The sequence below is a fragment of the Rheinheimera riviphila genome (assembly GCF_004005945.1).
Classification (GTDB): domain Bacteria; phylum Pseudomonadota; class Gammaproteobacteria; order Enterobacterales; family Alteromonadaceae; genus Pararheinheimera; species Pararheinheimera riviphila.
The window spans coordinates 105,685-123,685 of record NZ_SACS01000006.1 but is presented as its reverse complement, the minus strand read 5'-3'; the positions used below and the strand labels follow the sequence as shown (position 1 = coordinate 123,685).

The 18,001-nt window shown below is 50.0% G+C and carries 15 protein-coding genes and 1 pseudogene; 9 read left to right on the top strand and 7 right to left on the bottom strand.

Annotated features, from left to right (window positions below; all coding sequences use genetic code 11):
• Positions 1 to 76: 76 nt before the first annotated feature.
• The 3 genes from EOE67_RS07775 to EOE67_RS07765 are packed head-to-tail and all read right to left on the bottom strand — an operon-like array spanning position 77 to position 2,780.
• On the bottom strand, positions 77 to 685 hold the full coding sequence (locus EOE67_RS07775) for a nucleoside deaminase (RefSeq protein ID WP_127698468.1): 609 nt from the start codon (positions 683 to 685) through the stop codon (positions 77 to 79).
• A 60-nt stretch (positions 686 to 745) separates the two neighbouring features.
• Complete coding sequence (locus tag EOE67_RS07770; RefSeq protein ID WP_127698467.1) at positions 746 to 1,438, bottom strand: helix-turn-helix transcriptional regulator; 693 nt, start codon at positions 1,436 to 1,438, stop codon at positions 746 to 748.
• Positions 1,428 to 2,780 carry an MFS transporter gene (locus EOE67_RS07765; protein WP_127698466.1) on the bottom strand — a complete coding sequence of 451 codons (1,353 nt, stop codon included), beginning with the start codon at positions 2,778 to 2,780 and terminating at the stop codon, positions 1,428 to 1,430. The genes EOE67_RS07770 and EOE67_RS07765 overlap by 11 nt, the downstream gene beginning before the upstream one ends.
• Positions 2,781 to 2,951: 171 nt before the next feature.
• On the opposite strand from EOE67_RS07765, the gene EOE67_RS07760 reads away from it, so the two are divergent.
• The 4 genes from EOE67_RS07760 (at position 2,952) to EOE67_RS07745 (ending at position 4,652) form a co-directional block, all read left to right on the top strand.
• Complete coding sequence (locus EOE67_RS07760; protein ID WP_127698465.1) at positions 2,952 to 3,218, top strand: AbrB/MazE/SpoVT family DNA-binding domain-containing protein; 267 nt, start codon at positions 2,952 to 2,954, stop codon at positions 3,216 to 3,218.
• Positions 3,218 to 3,601 carry a type II toxin-antitoxin system PemK/MazF family toxin gene (locus tag EOE67_RS07755; protein ID WP_127698464.1) on the top strand — a complete coding sequence of 128 codons (384 nt, stop codon included), beginning with the start codon at positions 3,218 to 3,220 and terminating at the stop codon, positions 3,599 to 3,601. Before EOE67_RS07760 ends, EOE67_RS07755 begins: the two co-directional genes overlap by 1 nt.
• A gap of 429 nt (positions 3,602 to 4,030) precedes the next feature.
• A complete protein-coding gene (locus EOE67_RS07750; protein WP_127698463.1) occupies positions 4,031 to 4,411 on the top strand; it encodes a cupin domain-containing protein in 381 nt (126 codons plus the stop codon).
• A gap of 22 nt (positions 4,412 to 4,433) precedes the next feature.
• Positions 4,434 to 4,652 carry a DUF6500 family protein gene (locus EOE67_RS07745; protein WP_127698462.1) on the top strand — a complete coding sequence of 73 codons (219 nt, stop codon included), beginning with the start codon at positions 4,434 to 4,436 and terminating at the stop codon, positions 4,650 to 4,652.
• 155 nt (positions 4,653 to 4,807) lie between these two features.
• Here EOE67_RS07745 and EOE67_RS07740 read toward each other — a convergent pair whose 3' ends face one another.
• Positions 4,808 to 5,695, bottom strand: a complete 888-nt coding sequence (locus EOE67_RS07740) for a hypothetical protein (protein ID WP_127698461.1) — start codon at positions 5,693 to 5,695, stop codon at positions 4,808 to 4,810.
• 83 nt (positions 5,696 to 5,778) lie between these two features.
• Positions 5,779 to 6,372, bottom strand: coding sequence for a hypothetical protein (locus tag EOE67_RS07735; protein WP_127698460.1), 594 nt, complete (start codon positions 6,370 to 6,372; stop codon positions 5,779 to 5,781).
• 183 nt (positions 6,373 to 6,555) lie between these two features.
• Between EOE67_RS07735 and EOE67_RS20810 the strand changes: the two are divergent.
• The 4 genes and pseudogenes from EOE67_RS20810 to EOE67_RS07720 form a co-directional block, all read left to right on the top strand.
• Positions 6,556 to 6,693: pseudogene (locus EOE67_RS20810) on the top strand (DUF6500 family protein); the annotation flags it as partial.
• Positions 6,694 to 7,332: 639 nt separating this feature from the next.
• On the top strand, positions 7,333 to 9,957 hold the full coding sequence (locus EOE67_RS07730; RefSeq protein WP_127698459.1) for a TonB-dependent receptor plug domain-containing protein: 2,625 nt from the start codon (positions 7,333 to 7,335) through the stop codon (positions 9,955 to 9,957).
• A gap of 332 nt (positions 9,958 to 10,289) precedes the next feature.
• Positions 10,290 to 11,198, top strand: a complete 909-nt coding sequence (locus tag EOE67_RS07725; RefSeq protein ID WP_164852250.1) for an SDR family oxidoreductase — start codon at positions 10,290 to 10,292, stop codon at positions 11,196 to 11,198.
• 70 nt (positions 11,199 to 11,268) lie between these two features.
• Positions 11,269 to 12,270, top strand: coding sequence for an AraC family transcriptional regulator (locus EOE67_RS07720; protein ID WP_127698457.1), 1,002 nt, complete (start codon positions 11,269 to 11,271; stop codon positions 12,268 to 12,270).
• Positions 12,271 to 12,277: 7 nt separating this feature from the next.
• Here the strand turns inward: EOE67_RS07720 and pepQ are convergent, their stop codons facing one another.
• Together pepQ and EOE67_RS07710 are read right to left on the bottom strand one after the other, a co-directional pair.
• A complete protein-coding gene (gene pepQ, locus EOE67_RS07715) occupies positions 12,278 to 13,600 on the bottom strand; it encodes a Xaa-Pro dipeptidase (protein ID WP_127698456.1) in 1,323 nt (440 codons plus the stop codon).
• 116 nt (positions 13,601 to 13,716) lie between these two features.
• Entirely contained in the window at positions 13,717 to 15,666 is a 1,950-nt protein-coding gene (locus tag EOE67_RS07710) for a transglycosylase SLT domain-containing protein (protein WP_127698455.1), read from the bottom strand.
• A gap of 171 nt (positions 15,667 to 15,837) precedes the next feature.
• Between EOE67_RS07710 and fadB the strand changes: the two genes are divergently transcribed.
• Positions 15,838 to 17,991 (top strand): fatty acid oxidation complex subunit alpha FadB, encoded by a 2,154-nt coding sequence (gene fadB / locus EOE67_RS07705; protein WP_127698454.1) that lies wholly within the window; start codon positions 15,838 to 15,840, stop codon positions 17,989 to 17,991.
• The last annotated feature ends 10 nt before the right edge of the window (positions 17,992 to 18,001 follow it).

Here is an 18,001-nt window from a genome sequence, read left to right as displayed (position 1 = left end):
TATCCCCATTCAGGCGGCGCGCATGATAAAGCAAATACAGGAACAGCGAAACCTTTACCACTCAGCTACATAGTCCCTATCCGGCCGCAGTATCCGCGCCGTTGTAAATACGTCCACCCGAACTTGCGTAATAATCCAGCACCGCTTTCGCTTCCGGCTGCATAAAACCGCGTACTACTTCGATACCGGCATTTTGCAGATACTGATACGACTGCGCAAACACCGGGCCTTCGTCAAAACCAATGGCCCGTGCGTCGGCTGCAACACCAGCGCACACCAACCGGTTGACGCCACTCCATAGCACCGCGCCTAAACACATGGCGCACGGCTCACAGGAGGTAAACAATTCTCGGCCAGTCGCTGACGCCAGGCTGAAATGCCCCAGCGCCTGCTCGGCCTGCATGATGGCCACAGTTTCGCCGTGCAAGGTAGAATTGTTGTGCGGCACCACCCGATTGACGCCAACGCCGACTAACATGTTGGTCGCGCGGTCAAAAATCGCGGTACCAAAAGGTCCACCGGTGCCGCGTAACACGTTCTGTTTCGACAGCTCAATCGCCAGTGTCATTTTGGCGTTGTCATCGGGATAAGGCTGATCCCACTGCACTAAAGCGTCCACCCAGTCCGGCAGGGTAATGGTGACCGGTTGGCCAGGATCTTGTTTAAACAAAGAATATTTCGCCATTTGTCACACTCCGGTTTTCCCCGTCATCCTTGATGATTCGGGTTGTTGCATAAAAAAATATTAGTTACCCAAACTCACCGGCGAAAACAGATAAGCACAACGACTACCAGCACTGAGCAAATGTTCAGTTCGCTCCACTGTCGCCAACCCTTCGACACAAGCGCGAAATAGCTGTAGCTCAGAGCGGCAGAAATTCTGACACAAAGTCGCTGCGGCGCAGATTGGACAATGATGTTCGACTAACACCCAACTGCCGTCCGGTGCGCCGATTTCCGGTAAACTGTTATCACCTAAGCCGTTATCCAATAAGTACGCTTCGGCCAGATAACCTTCTTGCTGACGAATTTCCGCCAATTGCTGCACTTTCGCCGCCAGATCGCCGAAATTACTTAACTTCTGCCGATAGTGCAACTGTTGCTGTTGCTCCCGCTGCACAATCAGCTGCTCCAACCCAGCAGCGCCAAACAACTGCCGCACCCCGTCAATTAACTGCAGACTGACATCGGCATGGCGATCCGGAAAATATTGATGACCGGCTTTGGTCAACCGCCAATATTGTTGCGGCCGACCTCGGCTATTGGCGATAGCAGCTTCTGGATGATCGGTGCCTGACACCACCAACCCTTGTTCCGCCAGATTCAGTAAATGTTTGCGCGCGCCCATCATCGTGAGCTCTAACACATCCGCCAGCTGCTGACTGGTTTGCTGGCCTTTGGTTTTTAGCAGCTGCAGGATTTTTTCGTTATTGGCCACAGGGAACCCCTTCTGTATTTTTGCCTGAGCTACGAAGATCACCGCGCCGCTCTTGCCAGATAAACCAACCGGCCAGCCAAATCCACAAAGCGCCGACGATCAAAGTCCAGCCCGAACCCCATAATGCAATCACACTGCCGCCAAGCGCAATGATGATATTGCCGGCGCACATCAACAGCGTCAGCAAACCCATCAGCCGGCCCTGACCCAAAGCCGCATATTTGTTGGCGCAATAGACATTAAACCAGGTACTCATCATGCCAATCGGCACGCCGCACAGCACCAATACCGTCCATGCTGGCCAGTGGCTCAGTTGTGGCAGTAGCAACACCAAGAGACCCAACCATAAAGTTGCGATTAAACTGCCGGTTAAAGCCGACACTTTATGACTCCAAATCGACATCGGCCCGGCGCTCACAGTTACCATCAGCAAGCACAAAGCGGCGGTGATTAAACCAATGTCCGTGCTGTTAAATTGCTCGGCTTCGACCAGCCACAAAGGGTAGAACTCGTAAAACGCATTCAGGCCAATGGTGTAACTCAGTTGGATCAACACCACCCATTTCAGCAGCGGCTCCCGCAGCAATTGCAGCGAATTATTCGCCGCCAGGTTTTGCCACAGTGATAAGGGGTTTGGCTGCAATGTGGTCGCTGGAAGCAGAAAATACACCAACACCATACAGGGTAACATTGCCGCAGCCGCCACCCAGAAGGGTACATCGGTGCCATACACCACGGTAAAACCACCGATTAACGGCCCGACCAACCAACCACCATGCAAGGCACTATTGACCCAGGCGATGGCTTTATTGCGCTGAATTTGTGGGTGTAAATCGGCTGCAATCGCCCGCGCTATACTGATGGCGCCTTCACAAATACCAGTCAAAAAACGCGCCAGCACAAACCACAGATATTGCTCCGCCGCGATCGCCAGCGCCGACAAGGCATAACCGACCAAGGCCAGCAGCAACGACCCCAGTAGCACCGGCCGCCGCCCATAAATATCCGACATCGCCCCCAGCACCGCACTGCCAATTAAAATTCCGAGCGGACTGGCGGCCAACGCAACCCCAAACAACAAGGTTGGATCCAGCTCCAGCCAATGATTAAACGGCGTTAATTCGGTTGATGCAAAAATTGGCGCCAGAATAGGGTACGGCAAGGCTAATCCGGCCACGGAAAAGAGCGCGATGAGGCAAATGGTGATCAGGACTAACTGCGGGTGTTGGTACTGAGGTTGGGTGTGGGTCAGTTGTTGAGACTGCTCTTGAAGCGTTGCAGGATATGAAACTGCACCTTGAACGGTAGCGTTCAATCCGGCTTCCACCTTAGAATTCGACATGCGTTGCTCTTGGCCTAGCGTGACAATGGTGCTGAGTATAATGGTGCAGAATAATTAAATATGCTTTTTTGTTTATTTATTTGAGGCGGCAATCAATTTTCCCAAGGATTGACGTTGTTTATACAGAGTGTACACTTGCTAGTGTTGGCGATACTTATCACGAGGTGCGAAATGGCTCAGGTAGTTCATGCAAAAATCCAGCGCTGGGGCAACGGACTAGGGCTGCGGGTGGCCGGTCTGATCAGAGATATTCCACATTTCACGCCAGACACTGCTGTTGAAGTCGAAGTTTTTGCGGATGGTTTTACGGTCAGAAGAACAAAGCAGGCGCCACGCAAATTACCGTTTTCAGAAACTGAACTGCTGGAAGGACTGACGTCTGAGACTGTTCAGGCTGAGCTGCTGGCTCCATTGTCTGCCGTGGAGGTGGATAATTAATGCCTGCAACATTCATCCCGGCGCGAAGCGATATCATCTGGCTCGATTTTGAACCTACTAAAGGCAAAGAAATCGGCAAATACCGGCCAGCATTGGTGCTCAGTAGCCATGCTTACAACCAGCAAACCGGACTGTTAATTTGCAGTCCAATCAGCACCAGCATTCGGGGGATCCGAACGGAAGTCCCAGTGACCAATCTGGCCGAGCCATCAGTTGTCGCTGCAAGTCTGATCCAAACCTTGTCATGGAAGGACCGCAAAGCGCAATTTATCGCCAAAGCAGACGCGGGTGTGCTGGATGAAGTGTTGCTGCGTTTGCTGCCTTTGATCGGTGCTGATACGTTAATCGAAAAACTGCTGAATGATAACAAACCTGCGAGTTGATGTTTTCTTCGTCTGAATTTGTCTCAATTTGCCAATAAGAATATTGATTTCAAAGGAATGACGCATCATGTTCTGGTTGTTTTTTATCCTGACCTGGTTCCCAACCTACCTGTTTCTATGGGCCATTACTTCGTCTGTCGCCGAACCGTGGAACTTCATCCTTGTTTTGGCTTTGTCATTGTTGCTCACACAGTGTCACGTATTTTTGCTACGCATAGGCTGAACGCTGGCCAACGTTTGTTTCCGATGCATGCGATGTTTTTCGGGTTGCAGCTGCTGATTTTTGGTGGGTTATTCGCAGTTAAAAGATATCTTTAATCACGTTAACCAGAATCCAATAGCTCTGTTTAGAAAAAGTAAATAGAGCGGATTAATCACGAAGTGGCAGCGCTAACCCTTGCGCATAGCAACCCAGAGGAAATAACGATAATGACAGAAGTCGTTTCACCGGCACAAATCGCCGCAAGCTTAACTGAATACTGGTCACCTAAAGTTGTAGCTGAACTTGATGATTCGTATGTCAAAGTCGCCAAAGTGCTGGGCACGCTGGTCTGGCATCACCATGAATTTGAGGACGAACTTTTTTATATTCTCAAAGGTTCGCTGACGATCGAAATGGAAGATCGCACAGTGGTGCTGCAACAAGGTGATAGTTTTGTGGTGCCTAAAGGCGTGCGGCACAACCCTATCGCCGCCGAGGAGTGTCACATTATGCTGATTGAACGCAAAAGCACCTTGCATACCGGTGACGAAAAAACCGAAAAAACCCGTAGCCTGGCGGAGCAATTGACACCGTTGGCTTCGTTTTAATCGATCTTCGTGGATGAAACTGATGCGAGAGACCTTAAGAGAAAAAATCATGGTGGTCTGCAACAAAAAAATCCAGGCCAAAGGCGAGTCAGTTGGCCTGTCTTTTTACGCATTTTTTGCCAATAAGAATGACGATCCGGAACTACTGATGGAAGCGGCAACCTGGTGGATCCAAACCCATCAGCTGGACCATTTTGAAAAAGCTTGCAAGATCAAGCAGATGGTTGCAGCAGGGCTTTAAACACAATCGCTGTTTTGATATGACGCGTAATGGCTTAACGGCGGACTACCTCCGGTGAGTCCGCCCTACTTTTTAGAATTCAAATCAAATACTTGCGTAGGGCGCTACTCACCGCGTCAGCGGTAGTACGCCGGATAAAACACCCTAAATTAAATCTAATTTACTTCGGCTGATAATTGCTCCGCGATATCTTGTTGCATTTTTGTAATGGCAGACGGACTCCAAATCCCCCCACAATAAGCAACAACATCTGCAAAATTTTGCTGCTTGTTTGATTGTAGAAATTGATGCATCAAATACATGCCGTATTCTCTGCCAACTTTGGAATGGTGACCAATTTGATTTCGTAGAGTTTGTCGAAGTGTGGCAAATCCAACCTGTTTGCCAGATTGCCAGAGTTCTGGCAACTCAATTTGGCCAAATTTCAATCGTTCTGTTAGTAACAGAACGCATACTTCTGCCTGACCAGCAATAACCTCTTGGCTGAACTTATCAACCTGGAACTGAGTTTTACTTCGTGGTTGCCGCCAGCCACCAGGCCAATTACGTATTGCTTCAATATGGCCAATTTCATGGTAAACCACGGTCATTACGTCAGTAAAAAAATAATTGACAGTGTCATCGACACCGCAATCGAATGGAAGATATATATTAAGCTGGGGCTTATCTAAAACCGTTGTAAATTCTCGCTTAAAATTAGCTAACGGTAATAAATACAAGGTCGTTTGATAGGTCGTACTTAAATAAGGATACCAGCGCACCGGTAAATTATATGCCGGCCATCCTTGATTAAATCCAATCGCTTTAAGTTCGTCGAAACAAGGTAGTTGCTGCTCGGCCAGTATGCGAAATGTCATATTCCCGGCAACATGAACCAGAATTTCAATCGGATGTTCGTGTGTCGGTAACTCTGGCCAGCGATCTACATTAGCGTATGACCGGACTTTTATATGGTGTTCATCAAACGCCACAACATTGACACCATAACTATCTTGTTGCTTTGACAATGAAACACAGGATAGCTGGCTGAATATCAACAACATAATCACACATTTGGTAAGCGTACATTTTGTTATCAAGAAGGCACTCTCTACTCGGTGCGGCTTTCGCCGCACCGTATTAATGGTTACCGTAATTCGCAAGCTTGTTCTGGAGACCCAGACGGAATTTCTGGCCCACAATCAATTTCAACATAGATACCATTTGCAGCCAGAACTGCTTGCTGGTCTCTGACACGCATATTGATATATTCACTTCCGGTAAATCCTGAAGTTTGCCAGTAAATTTCAGCGAATATTGTTGCGCCATTCTGGAAATTTGGATATGCCCAGTCAGCAACAGCTGCAGGATTGACCAATCGGCTTTGATTTCCGACGGTGATAATATCAAATGCTTTTTGGGCAACAACCTGTCCAGATCCCGAGTTTAATTGCATATGTATTTTGCCATCGAGCGGCACTGAATAGGTATCCGATTGTTCAAGGTCGACGTTAAAATTGCTGAATGTATTGTTGAAATCGGACTTGGAGCACTTAGGATAACACGCCTCGAGTTTAATTTTAGCATGGCTTTTAATGACGTTGTCCGAATGCGCTCCGGCCTCTGGTGGGGCGGGTTCTCTTGATATATCTACTTCGATTGTTGCGCGAGCATCCATAGCACAACCGCCGATTACTGCAATTGACGCTAGTATAAGAGAGCCTAAAATAATCTTTTTCATATTTAATCCTTTAAAAAAATACATTTAACTTACTTACCCAAACTTCAAACAGGCTCTATTTTTACCTATTAATGACAATTTTAGATGGATAAATACTTGATAAATAACAAAGGGGATGGATGTGCGCATTGCTTTCATTCGTGCTTTTCGTCAGAGCTAAGACGCTAATCGGTCGGCTTATCTTTTTACGCATTTTTTGCCAATAAGAATGACGATCCGGAACTACTGATGGAAGCGGCAACCTGGTGGATCCAAACCCATCAGCTGGACCATTTTGAAAAAGCTTGCAAGATCAAGCAGATGGTTGCAGCAGGGCTTTAAACACAATCGCTGTTTTGATATGACGCGTAATGGCTTAACGGCGGACTACCTCCGGTGAGTCCGCCCTACTTTTTAGAATTCAAATCAAATACTTGCGTAGGGCGCTACTCACCGCGTCAGCGGTAGTACGCCGCATGGTGTCACTCGCCACGCCCGCGGTAGTACGCCATTCTGGAAAATACATATAACCAAATAGAATAACAAGCCGCGCAAAAAACACTTTGGTTTATTAGAAATCCTCAGTAGAATGCCGCCGACATCTGGACGGCTAAATGGATGTTATTTTACACAACAACATCACACTGTGTTAGCGCCACCAGACCTTGTTGCTCACCGGACCTCCGGAAGCCTGAAGCAGTTATGATAGGATTCCGTACATGAATATTTTTACCAAGGCGCCTTTTCAACGCGCATACCCACAAGACCCATACGTCAGCCAACTGACGGTCGATTGTTGTCAGCCACGAATGTGCCACCAGCGCCTGTCAGTGGTCGCCGGCAGTTGTTGTTGCTGCTGATCCTGCGTTATTGGTCAGCACGATAAGCTGACACCCCCACGTATTTTTTTATCCGACAGGTTTTGCCTGTGATGCTGCACGGCTTTTCGCCAGCGGCACGTTGATTTTTTTGAGGTTGATCATGAAGTTTAAGTTTTCTGCTGTCGCATTTGCGCTGAGCGGTCCGGTATTGTTACAGCCTGTATTTGCTGAAGACATCAGCAGCGCCGAAGTTCTGCCCGAGCGAATTGCTATTACCGGCTCGCATATCAAACGCGTGGATCAGGAAAACGCCACGCCGTTATTGCTGCTCACCGGCGACGAAATCCGCCAGAGCGGCAAAGTCACACTGACCGATGTGCTGCGCGACCTGACCATCAACTCGGGCAACAGCTTTGACGAGCAATACACCGGCAGTTTTTCCGCAGGTTCGGCTTCGATCGGTTTACGCGGCTTAAGTCCGAAAAACACCCTGGTGCTGGTGAACGGCCAGCGAGTTTCCAGTTATGGTTTTGCCCTCAATACCCAGGACAATTTTGTTGATCTGAATGCTTTGCCATTAAGTTCAGTCGAGCGGGTCGAAGTATTAAAAGACGGCGCTTCGGCGGTTTATGGTTCAGACGCCATTGCCGGGGTGGTGAACATTATTCTGAAAAAAGATTATCAGCAAACCAGCCTCAGTGCAGCGGCCGGTAACGCCACGGCGGGCGGACTGGCGCAATATTCGGCGGGTCTGGTGACCGGTATTGGTGATGTCGATAGCGATGGTTATAACCTAAGCCTGAGTCTGGATTGGTTCAGCCGCGAGCACTTAACCGCTGATCAACGCGACTTATTAAAATCGGGTGATTTCCGCCATTTACCGGGTGGCCGGTTAGCGGGCTGGAGCACCGCTGGTGGCGCGTTTTTAGCCAATCCGGCGCTGCCTGTGCCGGTGACTAACTGCCCGCAAGGTTCGATCCTTCGGCCACGCAGTGATTTTGCTACCCCAGGAAGTGGCCAAACCGGTTCGGTCTGTGCCTTTAATACCCAGCCATTTAACAGTTTGCAACCTGAAGTCACCCGGCGCCAGGCCTCCATCAACGGCACTTTTCAGTTGAACGACCAATGGCAGGCAACGGCGGAAGTGTTGTACAGCTACAACGATTCAGCGATGACTTTTGGCGCGCCGCTGACGGTCGGCCCAGGCCTGCGTGCTTATCAGCAATCGAGCGGTAGTCTGGTCGATATTGCAACGGCATTACCGGTCGGCCACCCCGATAACCCCAGCAATAAAGCACTGCCATTTGAATACACTTTGTTTGATTTAGGGCCACGGCTGAAATCAAACAACCAGATTTTTAACCGGGTGCTGGCCGGCCTGAAATATCAGGGTGAAGACTGGGACATCAACATTAATGCGCTGCAATCTTCGAGCTTACAGCGGGAATATGCAGGCAACTTCGTCAATCGTTACGAGTTCGAAAAAGCACTGGCCAACGGCAGCTATCGTTTTGATGGTCGCCAGAATTCGGCCGAAGTGCTGGATAAACTGCGTTTGCAAACCCGGCGTCCGGGCCAGTATCAGCTGTCTTCACTTAACCTGACCGCCAGCACCATTTTGCTGGAACTGCCTTACGGTCCACTTGGCTTTGCCAGCGGTGTCGATTTACGCCGCGAAACAATGGACGCCGGTACGTCACCGGAAGTGTTGTCAGGCACCGAATTACGCCCGGCTATTAATCTGGTGAAGGGTGAGCGGGAATTACTGGCCGGTTTTGCTGAATTCAGTGTGCCGCTTTATACCGATCTAACCGCCAGTGTTGCCGGTCGCGCCGATCACTATGACGATTCCGGCAGTGCAGTTTCACCAAAACTGGGGCTGCATTATGTGCTGAGTGACGATTGGCTGCTGCGCGGTTCCTGGTCCCGCGGCTTCCGGGCACCGTCGTTGCCGGAAATTGCCGACAGCAACACCATCAGTTATGGCACTGTGATTGACCCGAAAGATCCGTTGGAACCCGGTTCCCGCCGTGGTTTCACCAGTATCCGCAGTGGCAATAATGAGTTGCAGGCTGAGCGTTCGAACAACCTCAATGCCGGTGTCATTTGGTCGTTTCAGCAACACGCCAGTATTGGGGTGGATGTGTTCCGGATTGAGCAGGATCAAATCATTGGTCCGGACAATGCCCAGTACATTATCAATAACGAAAGTTTGTTTGCCGATCGTATCCGCCGTGACGCCCAGGGCCGCTTGCAGCTCATCACCAATCAATACAAAAATCAGGGCACCCGCACCACTTCGGGTTTTGATATCGACGCCAATTACCAACTGCAGTTGGCGGGCGGCCATCAGCTGAAGTTTAAAACCGTCTGGTCGCGGCTTTTGGATTACAAACAGGCACTGGTCGCCGGTCAACCGGAAATTGATGGCGCGGGCAATAATCAGTTTGGCGCTTTGCCGGATTGGCGCGGCAATAGCAGCGTGAACTGGCAGCACGGCGATTGGCAAGCAAATCTGAGTGCCGATTTCACCAGCGGTTATCGCCAAAAAGTGGTCACCGCCAGCAGCAATCTGGGGTTAAAACTGCAGGTTGCCAGTTATACCCAGTGGAATAGCCAAGTCAATTACCTGGGTTTTACCGATACGGTACTGACCTTGTCCGTCAACAATCTGCTGGATCGCGATCCACCATTTGACGTTGCAGCAGGCGGCGACTATTTCGACACCAGCCTGTACAACCTACGCGGCCGGGTGGTGAATTTGTCGGTGAATTATCAGTTTTAGCCGGGAATAGTACGCCGCGAGTGACGAAACGGCGGACTCGGTGAGTCGGCCCTACTTTTTAAAGTAAAATCATATGCTTGTGTAGGGCGCACTCACCACGTCAGTGGTAGTACGCCGAAGTAAAGTTCACCAAATGCTAATCAAACACCTTGCGATTTTTCAGCGGATCCGGCGAGTTAGCCAATAAAATAAAATGGTTGTATAGATCGCTTTGCTGCCTTGAAGATTGGCGCAATCGGATATAAAAATGGCGCGATGTGATTTCTGAAAATATATCTGATGCTGGAAGATAGCGTTATTGAATGCACCACGCAGCTTGCACAGGAATCACGATGTCACGCAAAACCATTTTCATTACCGGAACTAACTCGGGCTTTGGCAAAGCAACCGTCGAACGATTTGCCAAAGCTGGTTGGCAGGTGGCCGCAACAGTGCGCAACTTGGCTACGCATCGCGAGCTGTTTCAGGAATACCCAAATGTCACACTGTATGCCTTAGACGTGACTGACACTCTGCAGGTAGAGGCTGTCGCCGAGGCCGTTATAGCCAAGTTTGGCAGTGTTGATGTTGTCGTGAATAATGCAGGTTACTGCCTGATGGGGCCGACTGAAACATCCAGCATGGAGCAAATCAAGCGACAGTTTGACACCAACGTATTTGGTGTATTTGCGGTCATTAAGGCATTTATTCCGCATTTTCGCAGCAAATCTTCCGGGATATTTATCAATCTAGCGTCGGCCAGCGCTCAGTTTAACTACCCATACATTGCCGGTTATGGCAGCAGCAAATGGGCAGTGCGCGGCATGACGGAAAGTCTTGGGATTGAACTTGCGCCTTACAACATCGAAGTCAAGGCAATTTATCCTGGCTTGCATGCCACCGGAATATTTACCAAATTGGATGATGGTGCTGATGTGAAAAACCCTGGATTTGCACCTTATGCCAAGTATTTCACAACATTTTTATCAGCCCAGAGTTCGATTTCAAGCGTGACGGCTCCTGATAATATTGCCAACGAAATTTTTCAAGCCGCGACCAGAACCAAAGGCAGGCTCCATATTATTTCAGGTGGTGATGCCAAGCTATATTCATTTCTAAAAGCTATCTTGCCAGAGCGGATGTTTCAAAAAATGCAACTTCGTGCGCTGCTACACCCGTTGTCTCCGGTGGAAATTTCATTCGCTAAATGGCTATTTGGCAGCAATCTGGCCAAACTCGAGGTTGGTAAACCAAAGCCTTAAAAGCGCGGCAAAGACGGTAGCGACTTTTCTGCTTTCGCAACCAAACAACCAGCAATCACCAAGGACCGCCATGATCGCAGATCGGATACCGCTCTTCGCCCCCGGACTTCATCGGCTCGCTCATTTGGGGCTGGACGTTGCACAAATATTACACCAGGCAGGGATCTCACTGTTGCTGCACCAGCCTGTGAAAATGACACTCACGACAAGCCAGTATTTTGCTTTGTGGGCTGCGATTGGAAAAGTGAGTAACGACAAACTGATTGGTTTGCGGCTGGGTGGTGAAGCGCGTCCGGATCAGTTTGACCCAGCGTCATTCGCCGCGCTGCACTCCGACACTTTCAAAGATGCATTAACAAGGCTGGCAAGATACAAACGGCTGACCTGCCCTGAGACCATTGTGGTGAAATCAGACGATGATTCGACCCGAATCAGCTTTCACTGGTTGTGGGCAAACGATCCGGCGCCATGCGCTTTGACAGACGCCGCCTTTGCCAATATCCAGCTATTGTTGCGCTGCGGAACAGGTAAAAACATGACGCCGCTGCGTGTTGAACTTAAACATGCAAGAAGCGACATGGTGCGTTTTGCTGAGTATTTTGGCTGTGAAGTGCTCATAGACATGGAACATGATGCGCTCGTGTACACCAATGAAAGGCTCGAGGAGCGCTTTGTCACCGGCAATCAAGACCTCGTCGCGGCTTTAGTGCCGGGACTTGATCTGCAGCTTGCCAGCGCGTCGCCCCCCTCGTTCGACGAGCAAGTCAAAAACCTGCTGATCCGGATGATGCGCGGTGAACGTCCCAGTATTGAAGCTGTGGCGCGCCAGTTATGTCTGAGTCCGCGAACTTTACAACGGCGTTTAACTGAGGCTCACACCAGCTACCAAAGTATTTTGGATACTGTGCGCTGCGATACCGCCTGCCAGCTACTGAGCCACACCAAAATGGAACCGGGTGAAATTGCATTTTACTTAGGCTTTGAGGAGGTGAACTCATTCCAGCGCGCATTCCATAAATGGCAGGGCATTACGCCAACACAGTGGCGCATGCAAACGACCAGTTGCCGTTAACGCTTCCTTACTCTAAACCCGACTCCCGGGTCATATTTTCATTGCGATCCCGATGCACAATCACGTTATCTTCGATGCGGATGCCACCAAATTTGCGCATCGCGTCCACTTTACGCCAGTTGACGTACTTGCCGTGTTCGGTTTCTTTCAGCTGTGCCAGTAGCGAATCGATAAAATACAAACCAGGTTCGATGGTGAACACCATGCCCGGTTCGACTAAACGGGTGGAACGCAGGAACGGGTGATTGTCAGGCGCTGATACATGCGTACCGCGCTCATCCGCCATAAAACCACCGACATCATGTACTTGCAGCCCTAAATGGTGACCGATACCGTGTGGGTAAAAAGTACGACTGATTTCGGTTTCTACAATGGCATCGGCGCCAAGCTGGACCAGGTCAAAATCAGCCAGCACGTTCGCCACCAGCTGATGCGATTTTAAGTGCACTTCAGTGTATTTAATGCCGGGTTTTAAACTATCGACCAACTGCTGTTCAATCGCATTCATCGCCTGAATAAGCGCCGCGAATTCGTCGTTTTTGGCGCTATAGGTGCGGGTAATATCAGCCGCATAACCGTGAAACGAGGCACCAGCGTCGATTAAGAACGAATGATGCTCGGCCGGTTTTTGCCGTGATAGCACTGTGTAATGCAAAATTGCGGCGTTTTGATTCAGCGCAATAATATTGCTGTACGGCACTTCGTTTTCACTTTGACCAACCGCCGCTAAATACGCCAGCTGAATATCAAATTCGCTACCGCCCGCCCGAAACGCTGCTTCGGCCGCGCGATGCCCTTGCACCGCGATGCGGTTGGCTTCCCGCATACAAGCAAGCTCATAATCGGTTTTATAAGCACGGTGATAATGCAGGTAGCTTAAAACCCCTTCCGGATTCAGCTCAGTGAAGCCCAGCGCCCGCGCCAGTTCCAGCTGTTCACCCAAATAGGCAATCCGCGCTTTGTCGTACGGTAGAATTTGTTCAACTTTGGTTGGTTTATCAATGATTTCGATATCAAAAAAACCCGCCCAAAAATCGGTAGGCGCATCCGGCACCTTGTGCCAGAAATCGACCGGCAGGTAATACACCAGCTTCGGCTTGTTCACGCCATCAACCATCAGCCAGCAATGCGGATTGTCGACCAGCGGCAACCAGGCTTTAAACAGCGGATTCACTTTAAACGGGTAGTCCATGTCGTCCAGAAATTGCCGCTTGGCCTGGCCGGAATGAATGACCAGCGCATCCAGATTTTCCCGCGCCAACACCGCCTTGGTGCGTTGTTGCAGTTCAAACAAATGAGCGGCGTACAAAGGTTGATAAGCTGGTCGCATGGCTGTTCCCATTGTTGTTTATTATTGGCAATGCCGTGTTCGCGAGCAGCAAAACGGCATGTACATATTCATCTTATCCGGCATCAAGAATACTGCAATCACTGCGCCAGCAGCAATCAGGTCGTCTCGCCTACCTGCATCGTACTCAAAGGCACAAACACATCCCGTGGCTGATTCATCCGGATATTGTAAATCTGATAATAGGCCAGTACCGCTTTAACGTACTCGCGGGTTTCTTTAAACGGAATCGTTTCAATCCAGATATCCAGTGGCATCTGGCGGTTTTTCGGCAGCCAGGTTTTCACTCTGCTGTAACCGGCATTATAAGAAGCAGTCGCGAATACCAGATTGTTATTGTTCTGGCGCATTAAGTAGTTGAGATAATCGGTACCCATATCGATATTGGTATTGGGGTTGTACAGGTTCTGCACCGGCACTCGTCGACCAGTAATATGCTTGGCGGTTTGCGGCATAATTTGCATTAAACCATGGGCGCCGACCGGCGACTTCGCCGTTGGAATAAAGGTACTTTCGCGGCGGGTAATCGCCATTGCCCAGGCCGGATCAACCCGGGCGGCTTTGGCATGCTTTTGAATTTCGTTGTTAAACACCATTGGGAAGCGCATATCAACATCATCCCAATAACCGGCATCGGCCAGCGCAAAAATCGCTCTGTCGTACCAGCCTTTATCGTAGGCGTATTTGGCAGCGCCAAACTTTTGCGTCTCGGAGCCGTACTTTTGCAGGAAACTCAGCTCACGTTTGGCGGCATTCGGCCGGCCAATCGCCTGCCATTCATACATCCGGACAATCGAATCACTCTTTTTAAACGCCTGATATTGCTCAGCGCTAATCGGCACCGGCCGGTGCGCCAGACTCGGTTTCAGCCCCAGTTTTGCTGCCGCCATAAAGCCATAATAACTGCGTTGCACCGCAACATTAGCCAGCAGTTGATCGCCTTTTTCCAGCAAGCCGGTTTGCTGGTACGCCCGCGCCAGCCAGTACTGCAGGCTATCGTCACTTTGACTTTCCGCCGGCAATTCCAGAATCAAATCCTGCACTTGTTGCCATTGGTTTTGTCGCAGTAACCAGGTCAGTTGCCACTGAATAAATAAGTCGTCTTTGAGCTCAACCGGCACCATCGGCATAAATTTGGCGGCGCGCGGGTCGTCTTTACTGGCCAGCGCAATGGCAAATTGCCGCGCCACATCAATCCGCTGCGACTTGGTAAATTGCGGATCGGATTCAAACCGTTGCCAGACGCGCAGCGCTTGCTCTGGTTGTTTCCAGACCATCTTTTTCAGCGCATAAGCCAGAATTTCCCGCTCCCAACGATGTTTCAGCGGCAGGAATTTTTGCCGTTGTACTAACCCTGGGTTTTCAATGGCATGTTTCCATTTATCACCAAGGTACTGCAGGTTTTTCGGCAGCAAGGTACGCAGGTACGGAATAATCCGGGTATCACCACCATCGGCCACTTTACTCAAGCGTGCCCAAATCACTTCCGGCGTGCGCTGACCGGCTTTTTGCCATTTACTAAACAGCGCATCACATTCTTTTGGCAACGATTTACCGACGGTCCACAGCTGCGTCACTTCCGGCCACACGTCGGCCGGCGGCTGATTGATCAGGCGCAATTGCAATGCGTAACAATCCAGCACCACATCGGTGCCCATCGCATAGTTTTTTAAATAAGGTTGAGTTAAACCAACACCGGCCAGATACATCAACCAGCGTTTTTTTAAGGTCCACTCCAGCGGCGTGCCTTGGTGGCGTTTAATGAACTCTTTGACTTTAACGGTGTCTTTCAGCGAGCGGCTTAGCACTTCCAGTTCGATATAGGGCTTGAGCGGATACTGATGTAAATCGCGCAGCATCTTGCCGGCTTGCTCTGGTGTGACTTTATGAATGGTCTTTTCGGCTTTGAGGAAACGCTCGCGCAGCACCTGATCAGAAGGTGCAGCTAAGGCACTGATACTGCACAAAAATACCAAAGCAGTTGCCAGCAAAGCTGCCGATTGCCTAAGCGCGGTTGTTCCGGAAAACCCGAAGTTAGCTTGCCACATCTGTATAAATACCACCTATAGTTACACAGGCGTCGACGGCAAATTCAAACAAGCGTTTAATTAACGGTTGAATTTTTTTCTGAACCGCGACACACTGGACCCGCACAAGACTCATCTGACCTGTTGCGAAAATAAAAGCATCTGTCACCTACGCGACGAAGGAGAACATCCATGATCTACCAGAGTTCCAGCATTACCGTGCAATACATTGCCGACGGTATTGCCGAGTTTACCTTTAACGCAGCCGGCTCGGTAAATAAATTTGACCAGCAAACGCTGGCTGATTGCCGCGCAGCGCTGGAAATCCTGCATAAAGATGAAAAACTCAAAGGCCTGATTTACAACAGCAGCAAAGAAACCTTTATCGTTGGTGCTGATATTACTGAATTCCTTGCCACTTTCCAAAAACCAGAAGCCGATTTAATCCCGTGGATTAAACAAGCGTCAGACATCTTCGACCTTGCCGAAGACTTACCAGTTCCAACCGTCGTTGCATTAAAAGGTTTTGCCTTAGGCGGCGGTTGTGAATGGTCATTGACCGCGGATTACCGCGTGGCTGACACCAGCACCAAAATCGGTTTACCTGAAGTGAAACTGGGCCTGATGCCAGGTTTTGGCGGTACCGCTCGTTTACCACGCATCGTTGGTGCAGACACCGCGATGGAATGGATCACCACCGGTAAAGAGCGTGGCGCTGAACAAGCGTTAAAAGAAGGCGCAGTCGATGCCGTGGTTGCTCCGGATAAACTGATGGCCGCAGCCTTATCGATGGTGCAAGACGCCATTGCCGGCAAGCTGGACTGGCGCAAAAAGCGCGCAGCCAAGTTATCGCCACTGAAACTAAATAAAACCGAAGCCACCATGAGCTTCAGCACCGCCAAAGGCATGGTGTTCGCCACCGCCGGTAAACATTACCCGGCGCCGATGCTAGCGGTTGAAACCATTGAAAAAGCGGCGCGGTTAGACCGTGCCGGTGCTGTGGCGCTGGAAAACGCCGGTTTTGCCAAACTGGCCAAAACCGATGCTGCCACGGCGCAAATTGGTTTGTTTTTAAACGACCAGCTGATCAAAGGCAAAGCCAAACAAGCCGGCAAACTGGCGAAAAAAGCCATCAACAAAGCCGCCGTGTTAGGCGCTGGCATTATGGGTGGTGGCATTGCGTACCAGTCAGCCTCAAAAGGCGTGCCGGTGGTGATGAAAGACATCAACGACAAAGCACTGCAATTGGGCATGGGCGAAGCCATTAAGCTGTTAGGCAAACTGGTTGAGCGCAAACGATTAGACGCGGCCGGTATGGCCAAAGTGGTTGCGTCTATTACGCCAACACTGTCGAACGACACCGTCAAAGGTGTCGACATCGTGGTCGAAGCCGTAGTCGAAAACCCGAAAATCAAAGGCGCTGTGCTAAAAGAAATCGAATCGGTGGTGGGCCCGGATGCGATTATCACTTCCAACACTTCAACAATTTCTATCAATACCTTAGCGGCGAATTTAGAAAATCCAAGCCGCTTCTGCGGTATGCACTTCTTTAACCCGGTACATCAAATGCCGTTGGTGGAAATTATCCGTGGTAAAGATACCTCGGATGAAACCATCGCTGCGGTAGTGGCTTATGCGGCCAAAATGGGTAAATCGCCGATTGTGGTCAACGACTGCCCTGGTTTTTACGTCAATCGCGTGTTGTTCCCGTATTTTGCTGGTTTTAGCAAATTGGTGCTGGATGGCGCTGACTTTGCAAAAGTCGATAAAGTGATGGAAAAACAATTCGGCTGGCCAATGGGCCCGGCCTATTTGCTGGACGTGGTTGGTTTAGACACCGCCCATCATTGTACCGACGTAATGGCCGCGGGTTTCCCCACAAGGATGGCCAAAGTCGATAACGATCCGGTCAGCGCTATGTATCATGCGCAGCGTTTTGGTCAGAAAAACGGTGTTGGTTTTTACGCGTACAGTAAAGACGCCAAAGGCAAACCGAAAAAAGACTTAGATGCTGCCAGTGCCGCTTTGTTAGCAGGCATCGCAGCACTAGCCAAAGATTTCTCTGCCGATGAAATTATTGCCCGCACTATGGTGCCAATGATCAACGAAGCGATCCGTTGTTTAGAAGAAGGCATTGTGGCATCAGCAGCTGAAGCTGATATGGGCTTGATTTACGGTTTAGGTTTCCCTCCGTTTCGCGGTGGTCCGCTGCGTTATGCCGACACCATTGGCCTGGCCAACTTTGTCGCTTTAGCTGACCAATACGCACACCTGGGTGAAATCTACCAGGTGACTGACAAAACCCGCGCTATGGCTGCCAACGGCCAAGTGTTTTACCCGGTTTAATTGCGGAGAA